General features: G+C 57.0%; 16 protein-coding genes. 12 read left to right on the forward strand and 4 right to left on the reverse strand.

Translation table 11 applies throughout. The features are described 5' to 3' along the window. Positions 1-90: 90 nt before the first annotated feature. Entirely contained in the window at positions 91-1,323 is a 1,233-nt protein-coding gene (locus U6G28_08420) for a serine hydrolase (protein ID WRS29541.1), read from the forward strand. Between the two features lie 42 nt (positions 1,324-1,365). Here the strand turns inward: U6G28_08420 and dapA are convergent, their stop codons facing one another. After that, on the reverse strand, positions 1,366-2,241 hold the full coding sequence (gene dapA, locus U6G28_08425) for a 4-hydroxy-tetrahydrodipicolinate synthase (GenBank protein ID WRS29542.1): 876 nt from the start codon (positions 2,239-2,241) through the stop codon (positions 1,366-1,368). 144 nt (positions 2,242-2,385) lie between these two features. Between dapA and U6G28_08430 the strand changes: the two genes are divergently transcribed. Then, positions 2,386-2,601 (forward strand): hypothetical protein, encoded by a 216-nt coding sequence (locus U6G28_08430; GenBank protein ID WRS29543.1) that lies wholly within the window; start codon positions 2,386-2,388, stop codon positions 2,599-2,601. Between the two features lie 6 nt (positions 2,602-2,607). Here U6G28_08430 and deoD read toward each other — a convergent pair whose 3' ends face one another. Further along, on the reverse strand, positions 2,608-3,315 hold the full coding sequence (gene deoD / locus U6G28_08435; protein WRS29544.1) for a purine-nucleoside phosphorylase: 708 nt from the start codon (positions 3,313-3,315) through the stop codon (positions 2,608-2,610). A gap of 84 nt (positions 3,316-3,399) precedes the next feature. Here deoD and U6G28_08440 point away from each other — a divergent pair, with 84 nt between their 5' ends. Then, positions 3,400-4,206 (forward strand): HAD-IIB family hydrolase, encoded by an 807-nt coding sequence (locus U6G28_08440; protein ID WRS29545.1) that lies wholly within the window; start codon positions 3,400-3,402, stop codon positions 4,204-4,206. On the opposite strand, the gene U6G28_08445 is transcribed toward U6G28_08440, so the two are convergent. Beyond that, entirely contained in the window at positions 4,203-4,853 is a 651-nt protein-coding gene (locus U6G28_08445) for a DUF3043 domain-containing protein (protein WRS29546.1), read from the reverse strand. The genes U6G28_08440 and U6G28_08445 overlap by 4 nt on opposite strands. 104 nt (positions 4,854-4,957) lie before the next feature. Here U6G28_08445 and U6G28_08450 point away from each other — a divergent pair, with 104 nt between their 5' ends. The 6 genes from U6G28_08450 to trpD all read left to right on the forward strand — a co-directional run bounded on the left by U6G28_08450 (position 4,958) and on the right by trpD (position 10,539). After that, a complete protein-coding gene (locus U6G28_08450; protein ID WRS29547.1) occupies positions 4,958-6,319 on the forward strand; it encodes a M20/M25/M40 family metallo-hydrolase in 1,362 nt (453 codons plus the stop codon). A gap of 5 nt (positions 6,320-6,324) precedes the next feature. Further along, positions 6,325-7,485: a glycerate kinase gene (locus U6G28_08455; protein WRS29548.1), complete on the forward strand. Its 1,161-nt coding sequence runs from the start codon at positions 6,325-6,327 to the stop codon at positions 7,483-7,485. Between the two features lie 117 nt (positions 7,486-7,602). Next, positions 7,603-7,956 carry an iron-sulfur cluster insertion protein ErpA gene (gene erpA / locus U6G28_08460; protein WRS29549.1) on the forward strand — a complete coding sequence of 118 codons (354 nt, stop codon included), beginning with the start codon at positions 7,603-7,605 and terminating at the stop codon, positions 7,954-7,956. Between the two features lie 152 nt (positions 7,957-8,108). Then, the gene (locus U6G28_08465) at positions 8,109-9,011 is read left to right on the forward strand and encodes an FKBP-type peptidyl-prolyl cis-trans isomerase (GenBank protein ID WRS29550.1); all 903 of its coding nucleotides are present in this window, start codon (positions 8,109-8,111) and stop codon (positions 9,009-9,011) included. Between the two features lie 101 nt (positions 9,012-9,112). Then, positions 9,113-9,505 (forward strand): hypothetical protein, encoded by a 393-nt coding sequence (locus U6G28_08470; GenBank protein ID WRS29551.1) that lies wholly within the window; start codon positions 9,113-9,115, stop codon positions 9,503-9,505. Further along, a complete protein-coding gene (gene trpD / locus U6G28_08475) occupies positions 9,502-10,539 on the forward strand; it encodes an anthranilate phosphoribosyltransferase (GenBank protein WRS29552.1) in 1,038 nt (345 codons plus the stop codon). The genes U6G28_08470 and trpD overlap by 4 nt, the downstream gene beginning before the upstream one ends. Positions 10,540-10,548: 9 nt before the next feature. On the opposite strand, the gene U6G28_08480 is transcribed toward trpD, so the two are convergent. Continuing rightward, positions 10,549-10,827 (reverse strand): Lrp/AsnC ligand binding domain-containing protein, encoded by a 279-nt coding sequence (locus U6G28_08480; GenBank protein ID WRS29553.1) that lies wholly within the window; start codon positions 10,825-10,827, stop codon positions 10,549-10,551. 139 nt (positions 10,828-10,966) lie between these two features. On the opposite strand from U6G28_08480, the gene U6G28_08485 reads away from it, so the two are divergent. From U6G28_08485 to U6G28_08495, 3 genes are all read left to right on the forward strand, one after another. After that, entirely contained in the window at positions 10,967-11,827 is an 861-nt protein-coding gene (locus U6G28_08485) for a lysophospholipid acyltransferase family protein (protein WRS29554.1), read from the forward strand. A 118-nt stretch (positions 11,828-11,945) separates the two neighbouring features. After that, positions 11,946-13,172, forward strand: a complete 1,227-nt coding sequence (locus U6G28_08490) for a pyrophosphate--fructose-6-phosphate 1-phosphotransferase (protein ID WRS29555.1) — start codon at positions 11,946-11,948, stop codon at positions 13,170-13,172. A 59-nt stretch (positions 13,173-13,231) separates the two neighbouring features. Further along, the gene (locus U6G28_08495) at positions 13,232-14,623 is read left to right on the forward strand and encodes a 3-deoxy-7-phosphoheptulonate synthase class II (GenBank protein WRS29556.1); all 1,392 of its coding nucleotides are present in this window, start codon (positions 13,232-13,234) and stop codon (positions 14,621-14,623) included.

A 14,623-nucleotide genomic window follows, 5' to 3' on the forward strand; every position in this document is an offset into this window, starting at 1 on the left:
ATTCCAAGCTTCGATATGTAGTGTTTCCACGTGAGATTTCTGGTGGGCAGATTTTTCAGGCGGTCGGTAATACCGAGGGGTAGTCTGAGTTTGACCTCTCGGAAGTCCGTCGCACGTTGCGGGCTGTTGATGGGAGTCGTCCTTTCCTTACTTCTGATGCCGATGGGAGTTGTTGCGGCATCCGCAGAGGAAATGGATAGCGTCACGACCGACGATGGGACGGCGCAGCGGTCCGATTTTGAGGACGTTTTCCGCCAGGCCGGTCCCGTCGCTCAGATGCAAGAAAGACTCGCACAAGAGGCAAATCTGGGGCCAACTGGCGCCTTTTGCGGTCGGATCGTTGGAGGATTGCCGTCGGGACTTCATCTCTCGGTCAGTTTCGAGGAGCTAATCTCGGACGCCGAGGCGGCTCTGGGAGATGCCCCCGAGAACGTTTTGAACACCCAGGATGCGGTCGTTCTGGAGGAGACGATCGAGATTGCGCAAGGCCTCGACGGAACCTTGACAGTAGGAGCTTCAGAGTCGGGCAAAGTTCGCCAGGAACTGAGTCGCGCACTCTACGAGTTTGAGAACCGTGTAGCCTCATACGACTCTCTGCTGGAAGAGCTTTCCTCAATGAGCGGTGGCGACGAGGGCGGAAGCATCTGGGTAGAGGACGAGGAAGACCCAGACGGCGGATTCATGGTTCTGCTCGGTGCGGGCCAGGTCGGGATTCAGGTAGTGGATTTAAGTACCGGTCTTCCAGTTGTGTCTTTGAACCAGAATGACCCGTTCACCATGGCCAGCACGTACAAGCTCTACGTGGCCAGTTCGATGATCGACGCAGTTGAGTCGGGTGCGGCCAGTTGGTCGGATGATCTGATTGGCATGACGCTTGACGAGTGTTTCAACGAAATGATCACATACTCGGACAACGACTGTCCCGAGGCCTGGCTCGAGCAAATCGGTTGGGAGAACATCGGACCCACGCTGACCAAACTCGGGGCGCAGGATACCGAGTTTGTCCCCTACGGATTGGTCTCGACTCCAGCGGACCTTGCGCGGGCACTTGAAGTGTTGGCCTCCACCGACTCAATGAGTGATGACTCGCATCAGAGGCTGTTTTACGCGATGGAGAACCAGATCTATCGAGACGGAATCCCGGCCGCGCTGGACCCAATCGGCACCGTTGCTGACAAGGTCGGATTCCTTGAGCCCGAGGAACTACATGACGCCGCGATCGTATCCACGCCCAAGGGCGAGTATGCAATCGTGATCATGACCGTGTATCTCTCGTGGGAGACAATAGCTGAGATGACTCAGGCGGTCTATGACTATCTGTGAGGACTACGGTCTGTGGGGATAGAGGTACACGTCTAGGGATACCTAGACGAGCCCGATACGTTCCATCTCCGTGAATAGCTTGGCCTCGTTCTCGTCGGTCATGGGGACGAGGGGAAGGCGTAGTTCGTTATCCAGCATTCCCATGCGTGACAGAGCGGCCTTGATCGGGATCGGACTCACCTCACAGAACAGCAGATCAACGAGGGGTAGCATATCCAGTTGCATCTTGCGGCCAGTCCCTAGGTCGCCGGTCATGGTCGTAGCAACCATGTCGTGCATGTAGCGTGGCATAGCATTTGCAACCACGGAGATGACCCCGTCACCGCCCATTGCGACCAGTGGAAAAACATGGTCGTCATTTCCGCTGAAGATCTGAATCTTGCCCAGGCACAGTCGGAATAGTTCCATGATCTGTGTGATGTTTCCGCACGCTTCCTTAACCGCGACGATGTTTGGGACCTCTGCCAGCTCGGCGATGGTGGCGGGAAGCATGTTCAGCCCGGTACGAGCGGGAACGTTGTAGAGGATCACCGGCAAGTCTGTTGCGTTCGCGACGGCCGTGTAGTGCGCAACCAAGCCGCCCTGCGTCGTTTTGTTGTAGTAGGGGGTCACTCCAAGGAGCGCATCGACTCCGGTCTCGCTCATCAGTTCGGTCGCGTCCAGGACCTCTTGTGTTGCATTTCCACCGATGCCGGCGATTATGGGGATGCGGCCGTTCACCTGCTGTGAGACCGCCTTTGCGACCTCTACCTCCTCCTTCAGCGTCATCGTTGAAGGTTCGCCGGTCGTACCGCAGACGGCTATCGCATCTGATCCGCCGTCAAGCTGAAAATCAACCAGCCGCTCAAGAGAATCGAAGTCGATCTTCCCGTCCCTAAACGGAGTGACGAGGGCGGGGGCAGATCCCTGGAAGACCATTTCGGCTCCTTGAAGGTTGTAGCAAGTCCCAATAACGACAACGACTCTACCCATTTATGCGCTGCCGCAGCGGGAGCGTCAATATATCGAACAGTCCCTTACTGACCTGGATTGAGTTAGAAGGAAGACCGATAGACTTCCGTCATGGATTCAGCAATTCGCAAGGCTCTTACGTGGACCGTCTTTGGAATCGGAATATTGATGGCCGGCTTTACCGCACTCGATCTGGGATCAGGCGTTGCCTCCACCGCGTTGTGGATCGGACTATTCGCCTGGCTGGTGGTCAGCGGGATCGCCCTGTCTATTCTGCTCGCAGATCGTAAGAATGATCCCGCTGCCACCGAGGATACGGAGTTGTAAACCTCGCTACGCGAACGCCGCTGCTACCGCTAGCTTCAGTGCAGTCTGGAACTTGGTTTCTCGTTCCTCTGCGGTCATGTCCTGTGATCCGTCGAGTAGGTGGTCAGAAACGGTGAGGACGGTCAGGGCCTCTTTTCCAAGCTGAGAAGCATTGCCGTACAGACCGGCAGCTTCCATTTCGACGCCGAGCACACCATATTCTGCCAACGCTTCGGTTTGGCCCGGGACCTCCAGGTAGAAGTGATCGTGGCTAACGATGGGCCCAACGAACACGGTCGGATCATCGGCTGCGGCGTCGGCGGCCGCGCGGACCAGATTGTATGCTGCGGTGGCAGAGTAGTTGATTCCTGGGATGCGTACCTGGTTGTAGTTCGAATCTGTGTGGGCACCCATACCGATAATCGTGTCGCCAACTTTGACTTTGGGGGAGATTCCGCCGCAGGTTCCGACGCGGATGATGCGCTGTACGTCATATTGGCTAAAGAGTTCGTATGAGTAGATGCCGATGGAGGGCATTCCCATTCCCGAACCCATGACAGACAAGGGGCGCCCGTCGATCTCACCGGTAAAGCCCAGCATGCCGCGAACATCGGTGACCAGTTTGGGATCGGTAAAGAGCTGTTTTGCGATCCGTTCCGCTCTGCGGGGATCGCCCGGCATGAGCACAGCGGGAGCGAAATCGCCCTTTTCGGCGGAGATGTGAGGGGTTGCCATTTAGTCCTCCGTGGGAAGTAGTTAACGAAATCGACGAGCCGCGCCGATCACGCTCTGAAGCCTACCTGTCTGTAAGGTCTTCTTGTGAACAAAGATGCTGATCCTCAGACTCTGCTCAAGAAGTCGGACTGGAAGCTGGTCGCTTTCGACCTTGACGATACGTTGGCGCCCTCAAAGTCTCCGCTCCCCGAACCAATGGCAACGGCTCTTCGCCGTCTTTTGGATGTAGGCGAGGTAGCGGTAATTTCTGGGGGCGCACTGCCGCAGTTCCGTCTACAACTACTAGACAACCTTGGGGCAAGCGCCGACGAGCTTTCTCGACTGCATCTGCTTCCGACCTGCGGCACCCAGTATCTTCGATTCGACCAAGGGAAGCTTGAGGAGGTCTACGCTCACCATCTCTCGAAGCAACAGCGCGATGAAGCAATTCAGGTACTGGCCGATGCCGCGAACGAACTGGGACTGTGGGAGGCCGCCCCCTGGGGTGACATTATTGAGGACCGTGGTTCACAGATTACTTTCTCTGCCCTGGGACAAAAGGCACCACTGGACGCGAAGCGTGCCTGGGATCCTACGGGGGAGAAGAAAAGCTCCCTGGTCGCAAAGGTGGCACCTCTTCTGCCTGAGCTAGAGGTTCGCGGGGGTGGGTCAACTTCAGTTGACATCACCGCGAAGGGGATCGACAAGGCTTACGGAATGAATGCGCTTTTGGGCATCACGGGATATGACAAGAACCAGATGCTTTTCATCGGTGACCGGCTGGATCCGGGCGGAAATGACTACCCGGTACGGGCCGCTGGCTGGCCCACGTTCGCCGTGGATAGTTGGCAAGAAACCGTTGTCGCCGTAACTCAAATCGCGACCGCAATTGATCGCGACCAGTCCCGCTAGTCCCTAGACTTGTCTTCCTTCGCTTTTCTGGCGGTAGAGCGGGAGCCATCCGGATCAGGGAACTGCCCGCGCGCAACCTGTGGTTTGGGGGAGCGCCAACGGCGCGCCATAACCATTCTGGTGTACATGTAGAACCAGGTGCCTTTAGGAATTGGCGTATCTGGGTAAAGCTTCTTTAGACGGCTCTTCATGCGGAGCCAGACGATGATTCCCTCAACGATCGAAATGGCTAACAGGGCATAGAACAACACCATCAGCCCGACCATTATGTAGCTGACCACGCGCTCGTCTAGCTTGACGAAAGTAAGGATTAGAACCCCGCCGAGGAACAGGATCATGGCGGGCAGCAAGAACTCCGATATCGACCAACGCGCGTCGAGCCAGTCGCGGACGTATCTGCGGATCGGACCCTTGTCCCGCACCGGAAGATAGCGTTCATCACCGGTTTCTAGGGCCACCCGTTCACGAGCGTACGCCTCGTCCCTCTTTTGGCGCTCGATCTGCTTGGCGAGTTTCCTGTCATTTGGAACCAGGGGACGACGGTTCGCCAGCTCCGCCTCTCTGCGAGATCGTGTCGGTGTCGACTTCTTTCCAGAGGGCGCCGCCGAATCCGTGATGTCGGTCTGTTCTTCGTTCTTCTTTGCCACGGGCTAAGGGTATCTGAGTCTGCCTACAGGCCCAATCTAGGCTCACGGTGGGACCCGTCTCGTATCGTCGAATTGCGGTCACAGACTCGGGGTAGATTTGAGGTATGATGACACCAGAAGAACTAACGCAACGTATTGACCAGGGATTCGACACAGAGGTTGCCTTTCTCACGGACCTGGTAAAGATTCAGTCGATTTCATCCGATTCCTCTAAGGCGGGCGAGGTTCTTCGCTCAGCTGAGTTCGTCCGCGACTCGTTCGCCTCGCTTGGTTTAGATGCCGTGGTCCGCACCGCTCCAATGGCAAACGGGGAACCTGGGCGCCCTGCGGTCATTGCCAGAAGTGAGCGCGATCCCGAAAAGCCAACCGTTCTTCTTTACGCTCACCATGACGTGCAACCGGTGGGGGACGTGTCGCGATGGGCATCTGATCCATTCGTCGCTGAGATTCGAGATGACCGAATCTACGGTCGCGGAACCTCTGATGATGGTGCCGGAGTCGCGGTACACCTGTCCGCGTTGAAAGCCTTCGCAGGGGAGCTACCTGTCAACGTCATCGTCTACGTCGAAGGAGAGGAAGAGGTGGGGTCGCCCTCATTCAAGAGTTTTCTCGAGACGTACCGAGACCAGTTGGAGGCCGACGTGATTATCGTTGCGGACTCGGGGAACTGGACCACGGAGATTCCGGCGATCACTTCCTCACTACGCGGAGTTTCGTCTGTCGACGTTACAGTGCGGGTTCTGGAACACGCGGTTCACTCGGGAATGTTTGGTGGCCCGATCCTAGACGCCGTGACTATCGCATCGCGTCTGATTGCGACTCTTCATGACGAGGAAGGAAACGTGGCAGTCTCGGGTCTCGGTGGAAGTTCGGTGGCCGAGGTCGATTGGAGCGAGGAAGAGTATCGCCGAGACGCTTCTGTAGTTGACGGATACAGGCTCGCCGGTGTCGGTGATCTCGCGGCGCGAGTGTGGACCATGCCTGCGGTATCCGTGATTGGAATGGACGTGACCACTGTCGAAGACTCGGCAAACGCGATCATTCCGCAGTGCAGGTTTCGACTGAGCATGCGCACTGTGCCGGGGGTGTCGACCGCCGACTCCTTGAAGGCACTGAAGGAACATCTGACTGCAAACGTTCCGTTCGGTGCCGAGATCAGTGTTCACAGCGTGGAAGAAGGGCCCTCGTACACGGCCGACCTCAATAGTCCCGAAGCGGAAATGCTCCGCGAAGCCCTCACCAGCGCATATGGAGCTCAGGCTGTTGCGATCGGCCAAGGAGGTTCCATTCCATTCATCGCTGAGTTTGAACGAGTGTTCCCAGAGGCGACCGTCCTGGTAACAGGTGTCGAGGACCCCTCAACCAACGCCCACTCTGAGGACGAGTCGCAGTCGTTGGCTGTTCTACGCAACGCAACTCTGGCCGAGGCATTTCTGCTGGTTGAACTCGGCCGAATGGGAGAGTAGCTCCGATGCGGGTCCTGGTAATTGGACACTGGGACCTTAGCGCCGAGGATCTCTCTGGGAAGGACGACCTCTCTGGACAGGTCTTGCAGTGGCTCGCAAACGAACCAAATATCGAGGGGCGCCCCGAAGCAAACGTTCGTGCGCTACAGGGGATTGTCGAGGGAATTCGTGCTTCGGTGGATGCCAGCGTCGGAGCATCGCTGCAACTGCGACTTCTTCCATTTGGTCCGGCATCGGCCTTTGTGGAGGCGCTCGCGCAAGACGGAGCAATCTCAGGAAACTTCAGACACATAGTCTCAGGTCGCAGAGAGGCTTCATCGGTAGGCATCGGTTCGGAGCTTCGTGACCTTGGAGATTTCAAAGGAACCGTGCTTGTAGAAGGGGGACACTCCTGGTCGCACGACTGGGGAATGGGGCTGCTCGGGGCATTGGCAGGGGAACCCCTGCTGAGTCTCGACGACAGTTCCGCAAAGCTTGAGGCCGCAGTTGAGTCCGCGCGATCGACATTGGCGGGCCGCACAATCGTTGTCGCTAGTTCAACGTCTCGTCCGCTACTCGGCGTTGGAGGCACCGGATACGTCGCACCGGATCTTTCTCTTAGGCAAAACTACTCGTCTGGTAGTGAACACGAAAAAGCGATCAGTCGATGGGCGCAAGTGCTAAAGGGGGCGAGTCAGAGGACGGTTGATGCCCTGCGAGCTATAAACCTGACTCCGATCGAGTCGCGAATACGCACCGAAATTGCCGGGCCCGGTCCAGTTTCCCCTTCGCCGGTCGCGGCAGCCGTGGACCCGACCCTGTTGGAAGGGTCCGGAGTCGCTGGGGGGAGCGGAGCACTACTTGCCGCACTCGGAGTCCCGATCCGCTCGACCTGGGAGACTCTCTCCACGCTGTCCCAACTCCCTAAACTGGTGGGCGAGGCTGATCTGATCGTTGCCGTGGAGCCTCATCTAGACTCCCCAAACCTGGTGGATTCGGCTCTGCGCAAAGTGTGTGCGCTTGCCTCGCTGGACGCCGTTCCTGTTGTCGCTGTCGCGACACAGTCATCCCTGTCGGGGCCCGAGCGGGCGGATATTGGGTTACACGGAGTCTCCTTGATCCGAGCGGGAACACGGGACCCCTTCGTCGATGTCGGCAGACGAATTGCACAGACCTGGATTCGTTAGTGGTTCGCGCCAACCGGCAATTCTGCCCGTGGCGCACCGCATCTTTGCGGGGTGACAGGGACGACTAGACTTATGAAATAGTGCCGAAGAGTTCGGCGAATGCTGGAGGTTATGCGCATGAGCGATCTGCTAACTGAACTGCCCACTCACGAGGTGAAGATTTCCGAGGCGGCGGCGGACAAGGTCCGTAGCCTGCTTGAACAAGAGGGACGTGATGATCTCCGTCTGCGCATAGCTGTTCAACCCGGCGGTTGTTCCGGCCTGATCTACCAGCTCTACTTTGATGATCGGCTACTCGATGGGGATGCTGTCGTTGACTTCGATGGCGTGGAGGTAGTTGTAGACCGCATGAGTTCTCCCTATTTGAGCGGCGCCGTAATCGACTTCTCTGACTCGATTGAGCGCATGGGCTTCACCATTGACAATCCGAATGCAGGCAGCACTTGCGCCTGTGGTGAGTCCTTCCACTAGAAGTTGGGTCTGGAGCCTTCGCGATCCATTTACGCGCCGTGCCGGTCTGTCTCGTATGAGACTCAGAGGGCGCGCGGTACCTGAGCCTGATCAGCCTAAGAACCTGAAAGAGAACTATGCGACGTCTTACCTGGTTGCCTGCATTAGCTATCGTGGCCACTTCTGCCTTGGGTCTAGCGGGTTGCTCATCGTCTGATCCGAACTCGGTCGGCGCAACCCAGCAGTCCGAGACTGAAGCCCTGGTGGAGGGTCCCGAGGTCAATAGGAATCCCGACTTCGAGGTTCCGACCGTGTCGGGTGAGTGGGGGCAGGTTCCGCAGATTAAGACGGTCGAGGGTGATCCACCAAAGGAACTGGTGGCGAAACTCATTACTCCCGGAGACGGGGCCGAGGTTCCGGCTGGCGGCCTAGTCACCATCCACTACACCGGGTTCCTATGGGACGGAAAGACGTTTGACTCCTCGTTCAACCACGGGGATCAGGCGATGACGCTCAGTTTGAACAGTGTCATCGATGGGTGGAAGTACGGTCTTCCAGGGGCAAAGGTTGGGGATCGCGTCCTGCTGATCGTTCCTCCCGAGTACGGATACGGATCGGCTGAACAGGGAAATATCCCCGCGGACTCTACGCTCATCTTCGTCGTAGACATCGTTGACGTTCCCGGTGCGGATTTGACACCGCTGAAGGAGGCCACCGCAGTAGACGAGGAACTTCCTGAAGGTTTGAAGATCACCGGCGCTTTGGGCGAGGCTCCAGTGGTTGTCTACCAGGAGGGGGCAGTCGCTCCCACCGAGCAGATCGAACTCACTCTGGCCAAGGGCAGTGGTGCCGCAGTCACTTCATCAGATTCGGTTGTTTACCACTACACGGGCTCCTACTGGGGTTCTCAAAGTGCCTCTGAGAGTACTTGGCAGACCGGGCCGACAGTCCAGCCCGCCCAGGACACGGTGTTCTTGGGCCACAATGTCGGTGACCGCATTCTGTTTGTCTTCCCCCCGCAGGACGAGTCGAGTCCCGCATTGGTCATGATTGTTGACATCGTCGCGGTCTACTAGACACTTCACCGCTACCTACTGCCTTTTGGCCGAGCCGGAATCACATCCGTGACCGCAAAAGGATATGCTCAAGTCGTACTAGAAGCCATAAGGAGATTTCGGTGAGCGAAGAAGCCGTAGATGTTGTTCTCTACAGTGCCGACAAAGATCGCCGCAGAGCGGTAATCGAAGGGGTTGGGATCAAAGCCGGAAAGGGTGCCCCCCCGATTAACTGGATCGAGACGGCGACTGCGGCAGGCACTATTGCCCAGGTGAAGGACCGCGTTCCACCCGTGGTCGTCTTGGATGCAGACGCCCCGAAGGTCGGCGGCATGGCCGTGGCCCGGGACATAATTAACGAGCTCGAACAGGAGCCCGTCATCGTCTTGCTTACGGCCCGGCCGCAAGACAAGTGGCTTGCTACCTGGAGCGGAGCTTCATTCACCGTTTTGGCGCCATACGCACCGATTGATCTTCAAGAGACCATGGTCAAGGCCTTGGACCTGGTGCGATGAGTTCGTGGGAAAAGATCGCACAGGACCTCGTAGGAGGTAAGCCACTCGACTACCGACAGTCCCGGGATTTGATGTCTCTGATAATGTCAGGTTCCCTGGACGAGGTTCGCTTGGCGTCGTTCCTCTCATTCCTGGCCTTGCGTGGTGTAGAGGTTCCCGAGCTGCAAGGACTAGCGGACGAGATGCGTTCGTTGGCGCTGAACATCAATCTGCCGACTGATGTTGTAGACATTGTTGGAACTGGCGGCGACCGCGCGAACACAGTGAATATCTCGACTATGGCAGCGATTGTCATCGCAGCCGCAGGACTGCCGGTTGTGAAGCATGGCAATCGTGCATCGACCTCGGCCTGCGGTAGCGCGGACGTTCTTGAAGAACTCGGCGTCAATCTTGAGCTTGAAATTCCCGAGATCGAAGACGTATTTGAAGAGACGGGAATAGCCTTCCTATTCGCCAACAAGTTTCACCCATCGATGCGTCATGCAGCCAGAGTGCGCCGAGAGCTGGCGTTTCCTACGGTTTTTAACGTGCTCGGTCCGTTGACTAACCCGGCGAAGCCACAGATTTCAGTGGTCGGAGTGGCCAAGGAGGGATTCGCGCCACTGGTGGCTGGTGTTTTTGCTGAAAGGGGCACCTCAGCGTATGTCTTCCGCGGGGCCGAGTTTGGGCTTGATGAGATGACAACGGCCGAACCAACTGAGATCTGGGAGGTGCGAAACGGCACCATTGAGCATCGAGTTGTGGACGTGACCGAAGTATTTGGTCTGCCCCGCGCTTCGATAACACAGCTACGCGGAGGAAAACCTGGGGAGAACGCCGCTATCGCGCGCCGCGTTCTTGCTGGTGAAGCGGGACCTGTTGCCGATGCTGTTGCGCTCAACACCTCGCTCGCGCTGATGGCCGCAGACACAGACCCGGCGGGTAGTTTTGAAGATCGGCTTGTTAAGGCAATGGGGGCAGCAACAGAGGTTCTGTCGTCTGGAGCAGCGACGCAGACGCTAGATCGCTGGGTTGCAGCGACTAACGCAAAGTAGCGGGGGAACTCAGTCGAGTCCCAGGTGGAAGGCTTCTTCCAGGTCACTCTTTGAGTAAGTCCGAAAAGCGAGATGGGTCGCAAGCGAAGTTATGCCCGGAATTTTCGCAATCCTGTCCGACACTATGTCGGCCAGTTCCTCGTACCGGCCAAGGCGCACTAGAGCGATCAGATCAACTGAACCGGTTACCGAATAGACCTCTTCGACTCCCTCGATATCCGCGACTTGCTGAGCTACTTCTGGAATCGAATCGACTGAGCAGTTAATCATTACGATGGCGTTGACCATGAGATTCCTTCCAGAAACTTCAGCTTTATCTGCATTCTATCTGGTGGCGCGATTCATAGACCCCAAAGATGGTGACTAGACTAGATTCCGTTCGCCATTTGAAGGAAACGAAACAGAGAAGTTCACGGAGGGTAGCTGCATGGCCTTTTACCAGGTGCTTAAGGGTGTCGGTGGTCCGGTCTTGCGCGGTGTTTATCACCCGTGGATCCAAGGGGTAGAGAATATCCCTAAAGAGGGAGCGGCGATCCTCGCTTCGAATCACAACGCCGTCTGGGACTCGATCTTCCTTCCGGCGCTCATTGAGCGCGAAGTCGCCTTTATGGGGAAGGCTGATTACTTCACTGGAACTGGCGTCAAGGGCTGGGCGGTTAAGAACTTTATGAAGGCCGTTGGGACCATCCCCGTTGATCGGGCTGGAGGTAAAGCTGCTGAGGCAGCCATGCAGGCGGGTCTGGATCGGTTGCGTCGAGGCGAGTTGTTCGGCATCTATCCGGAGGGTACCCGTAGTCCGGATGGGCGTCTGTACCGTGGCAAGACCGGAGTCGCTCGACTGTCACTTGAGTCAGGGGCTCCCGTCATTCCGGTGGCGATGATTGGGACGCACGCGGCTCAGCCGATCGGACAGAAGATTCCAAACCGCAGCGACATCGGTGTCGTGATCGGCAAACCACTTGACTTCTCTCGCTACCGAAAGCTGGCGAAAGACCGTTATGTTCTTCGAGCGATCACTGACGAGATCATGTATAACCTGATGCTTTTGTCAGGACAGGAATATGTCGACCTCTACGCTGCAGACGTAAAGGCGGAGCTAGCGGAGATGGGCGAGTTCGAAGGGCCGATCCCGAACAGTGCAAAGGCTCCTGGTGGCAGGCCCGTACCTGAAGTTGAGCGTCCAACGAAGCCGGTTCCAGAAGAACCGGAGGTGATAGCTACGGCCGAGGATACCGATATTGACGGTCTCTCGGCTGTCGAGGTCAACTTGGACCCGGAAGAGTCTTGAGGCTCTAGAGACATAGCCAGTCTGCGGTCGAGTTCCCGCACCGCCTATTCGGGCGGGTAAGCTTGCATAGGCGCTTTGCGTCCAAGACTTATAAGGATCTTCGAAAGAGGTATTGCCCGTGGCCGTTCGTCGCGTTGCCCTTCTAACCGCCGGTGGTTTCGCACCTTGTCTTTCAACCTCCGTTGGGAACCTGATAGAGCGCTATAACCAGCTTGATCCGTCAATCGAGATCATTGCTTACAAGTACGGTTACCACGGTCTGTTGACCGGGAACTACATCGAGGTCGATGACGAGGCTAGGAAGAACGCTGCTGTTCTGCGCAATTTCGGTGGTTCACCGATTGGAAACTCCAGAGTAAAGCTGACAAACGTCAAGGATTGCGTGAAGCGCGGTCTGGTTGAAGAGGGCCAGGACCCACTTGAGGTGGCGGCTGAGCAACTACGCACCGACGGTGTTGACGTGCTCCACACCATTGGTGGAGATGACACGAACACGACGGCGGCAGACCTGGCGAAGTACCTGGCGGATAACGACTACAACCTGACCGTTGTGGGTCTGCCCAAAACGATCGACAACGACATCATTCCAATTCGTCAGTCTCTCGGGGCTGACACCGCCGCTAATCAGGCTGCACGCTTCGCGAAGAACGTCATTGGAGAGAACCACTGCGGGCCGCGCATGTTGATTGTTCACGAAATCATGGGACGCCACTGCGGTTGGCTGGCTGCTGCCGCGACCAAGAACTATCGTGAAATTCTTGAGGGTGAAACCTGGGTTCCTTCAATCGGTTTGTCCAGGGACTACTGGGATGTTCACGCGCTGTACCTTCCCGAGATGCACTTTGACGTCAAGGACGAGGCGAAGCGTCTACGGGCGATCATGGATGAGGGCGGCAACGTCAATATCTTTATCTCCGAGGGCGCGGGTGTTCCTGAGATTATCGCTGAGATGGAAGCTAATGGTGAAGAGGTCGCACGCGATGCCTTCGGGCATGTTCGGCTTGACGAAATCAACCCCGGCCAGTGGTTCGCAAAGCAGTTTGCACAGCTTCTTGGTGCCGAGAAGGTCATGGTTCAAAAGTCTGGTTACTTCTCGCGTGCGGCCGAGTCGAACCAGTTTGACCTCGACCTAATCAAAGAGATGACGGACTTCGGAGTCGATTCTGCTCTGCAGGGTGTCTCTGGCGTCATCGGGCATGACGAGGAGAACGGTGACAAGCTGAGCGCTATTGCTTTCGACAGGATTGCTGGCGGGAAAGCTTTCGATATTACCCAGGACTGGTTCGTCCAAATGATGGCTGAGATTGGTCAGCCAGTCGAGCCCGCAGAACCCGCTGAGCACTAAGAGATCTGGGTTGCGGCAGTGCCGAGAACCCGTTAGAGACCGAAGGGGGCAGCCAGTTGATGCCCTGGGACACATGGCGAGACAAACCTTCTCGCCATCAGCCTGATTACCCTGACTCCGATGAACTCTCACGCGTTGTTGAGGATCTTCGACTTCGTCCTCCGCTAGTCTTTGCGGGTGAGGTCGACAGCCTGCGTGAGCAGTTGGGTAAGGCGGGTAACCGAGAGGCTTTCGTTCTGATAGGCGGTGACTGTGCCGAAACGTTCGCCCAGTCAACCGCCGATCAGCTTCGCCTGAAGATTCAGACTCTTCTTCAGATGGCGGTGGTTCTCACCTACGGCAGTTCCATGCCGGTAGTGAAGATTGGAAGGATCGCTGGTCAGTACGCGAAACCTCGTTCATCTCCGGTGGAGACACGAGATGGGGTCGAGCTTCCCAGCTACCTCGGAGATGCGGTTAACGGTTTTGATTTCACGCCGGAGGATCGCGGACATGATCCGGGGCGACTTCTGGAAACGTACCAACGATCCGCGTCGTCGTTGAACCTGATTCGGGCCTTCACCAAAGGTGGCTACGCAGATCTTCGCCGTGTTCATGAGTGGAATCGCGGATTCACTCAGAACCCCGTCTATCGGCGCTACGATCAGCTGGCAAATGAGATCACTCGTGCCGTGAAGTTTATGGAGGCGGCTGGGGCCGACTTTGACTCGTTGCGAGAAGTCGATCTATTTAGCTCTCACGAGGCTCTTCTACTCGACTACGAATCAGCGCTGACCCGTATTGATTCGCGTACAGGAGATCCCTACGATACCTCGGGCCACTTCCTCTGGATCGGGGAGCGGACCCGTGGTTTGGACGAGGGGCATGTTGAGTTGATGCGCCAGGTACGCAATCCTATCGGTGTCAAAATCGGTCCGAGTGCAACGACCGATGAGTTGATAGGACTTATCGACGCGCTTAACCCCGAGGGAGAATCGGGCCGGCTAACGTTCATGGCTCGGATGGGAGCTGGCCGCATTGAAGATGCACTCCCGCCCCTGGTTGAGGCTGTTAATGCTGATGGGCGCCCCGTCACTTGGATCACTGACCCAATGCACGGAAACACAATCTCAACGTCCAATGGTTACAAGACACGGGACTTCGAGACGATCATGCAAGAGGTCGCGAGTTTCTTCTCCGTTCATCGCTCGCTTGGCACCGTTCCGGCTGGGATTCACGTCGAGCTAACGGGTGGAGACGTTACTGAGGTGATTGGGGGAGCGGAAGGCTTGGATGACGCCTCGCTGGTTCAGCGCTATGAAACCCTGGTTGATCCGAGGCTGAACCATCAGCAGTCACTTGAGATCGCGTTCCAGGTAGCGTCCATGGCAGCCGAAGAACAGGGCGGTCACGCAATCGACTATGACGGCGACGGGGCATGGCGCATGATTGGCGCGGAGGACATCAACTAG

It is taken from the genome of Actinomycetaceae bacterium MB13-C1-2 (assembly GCA_035621235.1).
GTDB lineage: Bacteria > Actinomycetota > Actinomycetes > Actinomycetales > Actinomycetaceae > Scrofimicrobium.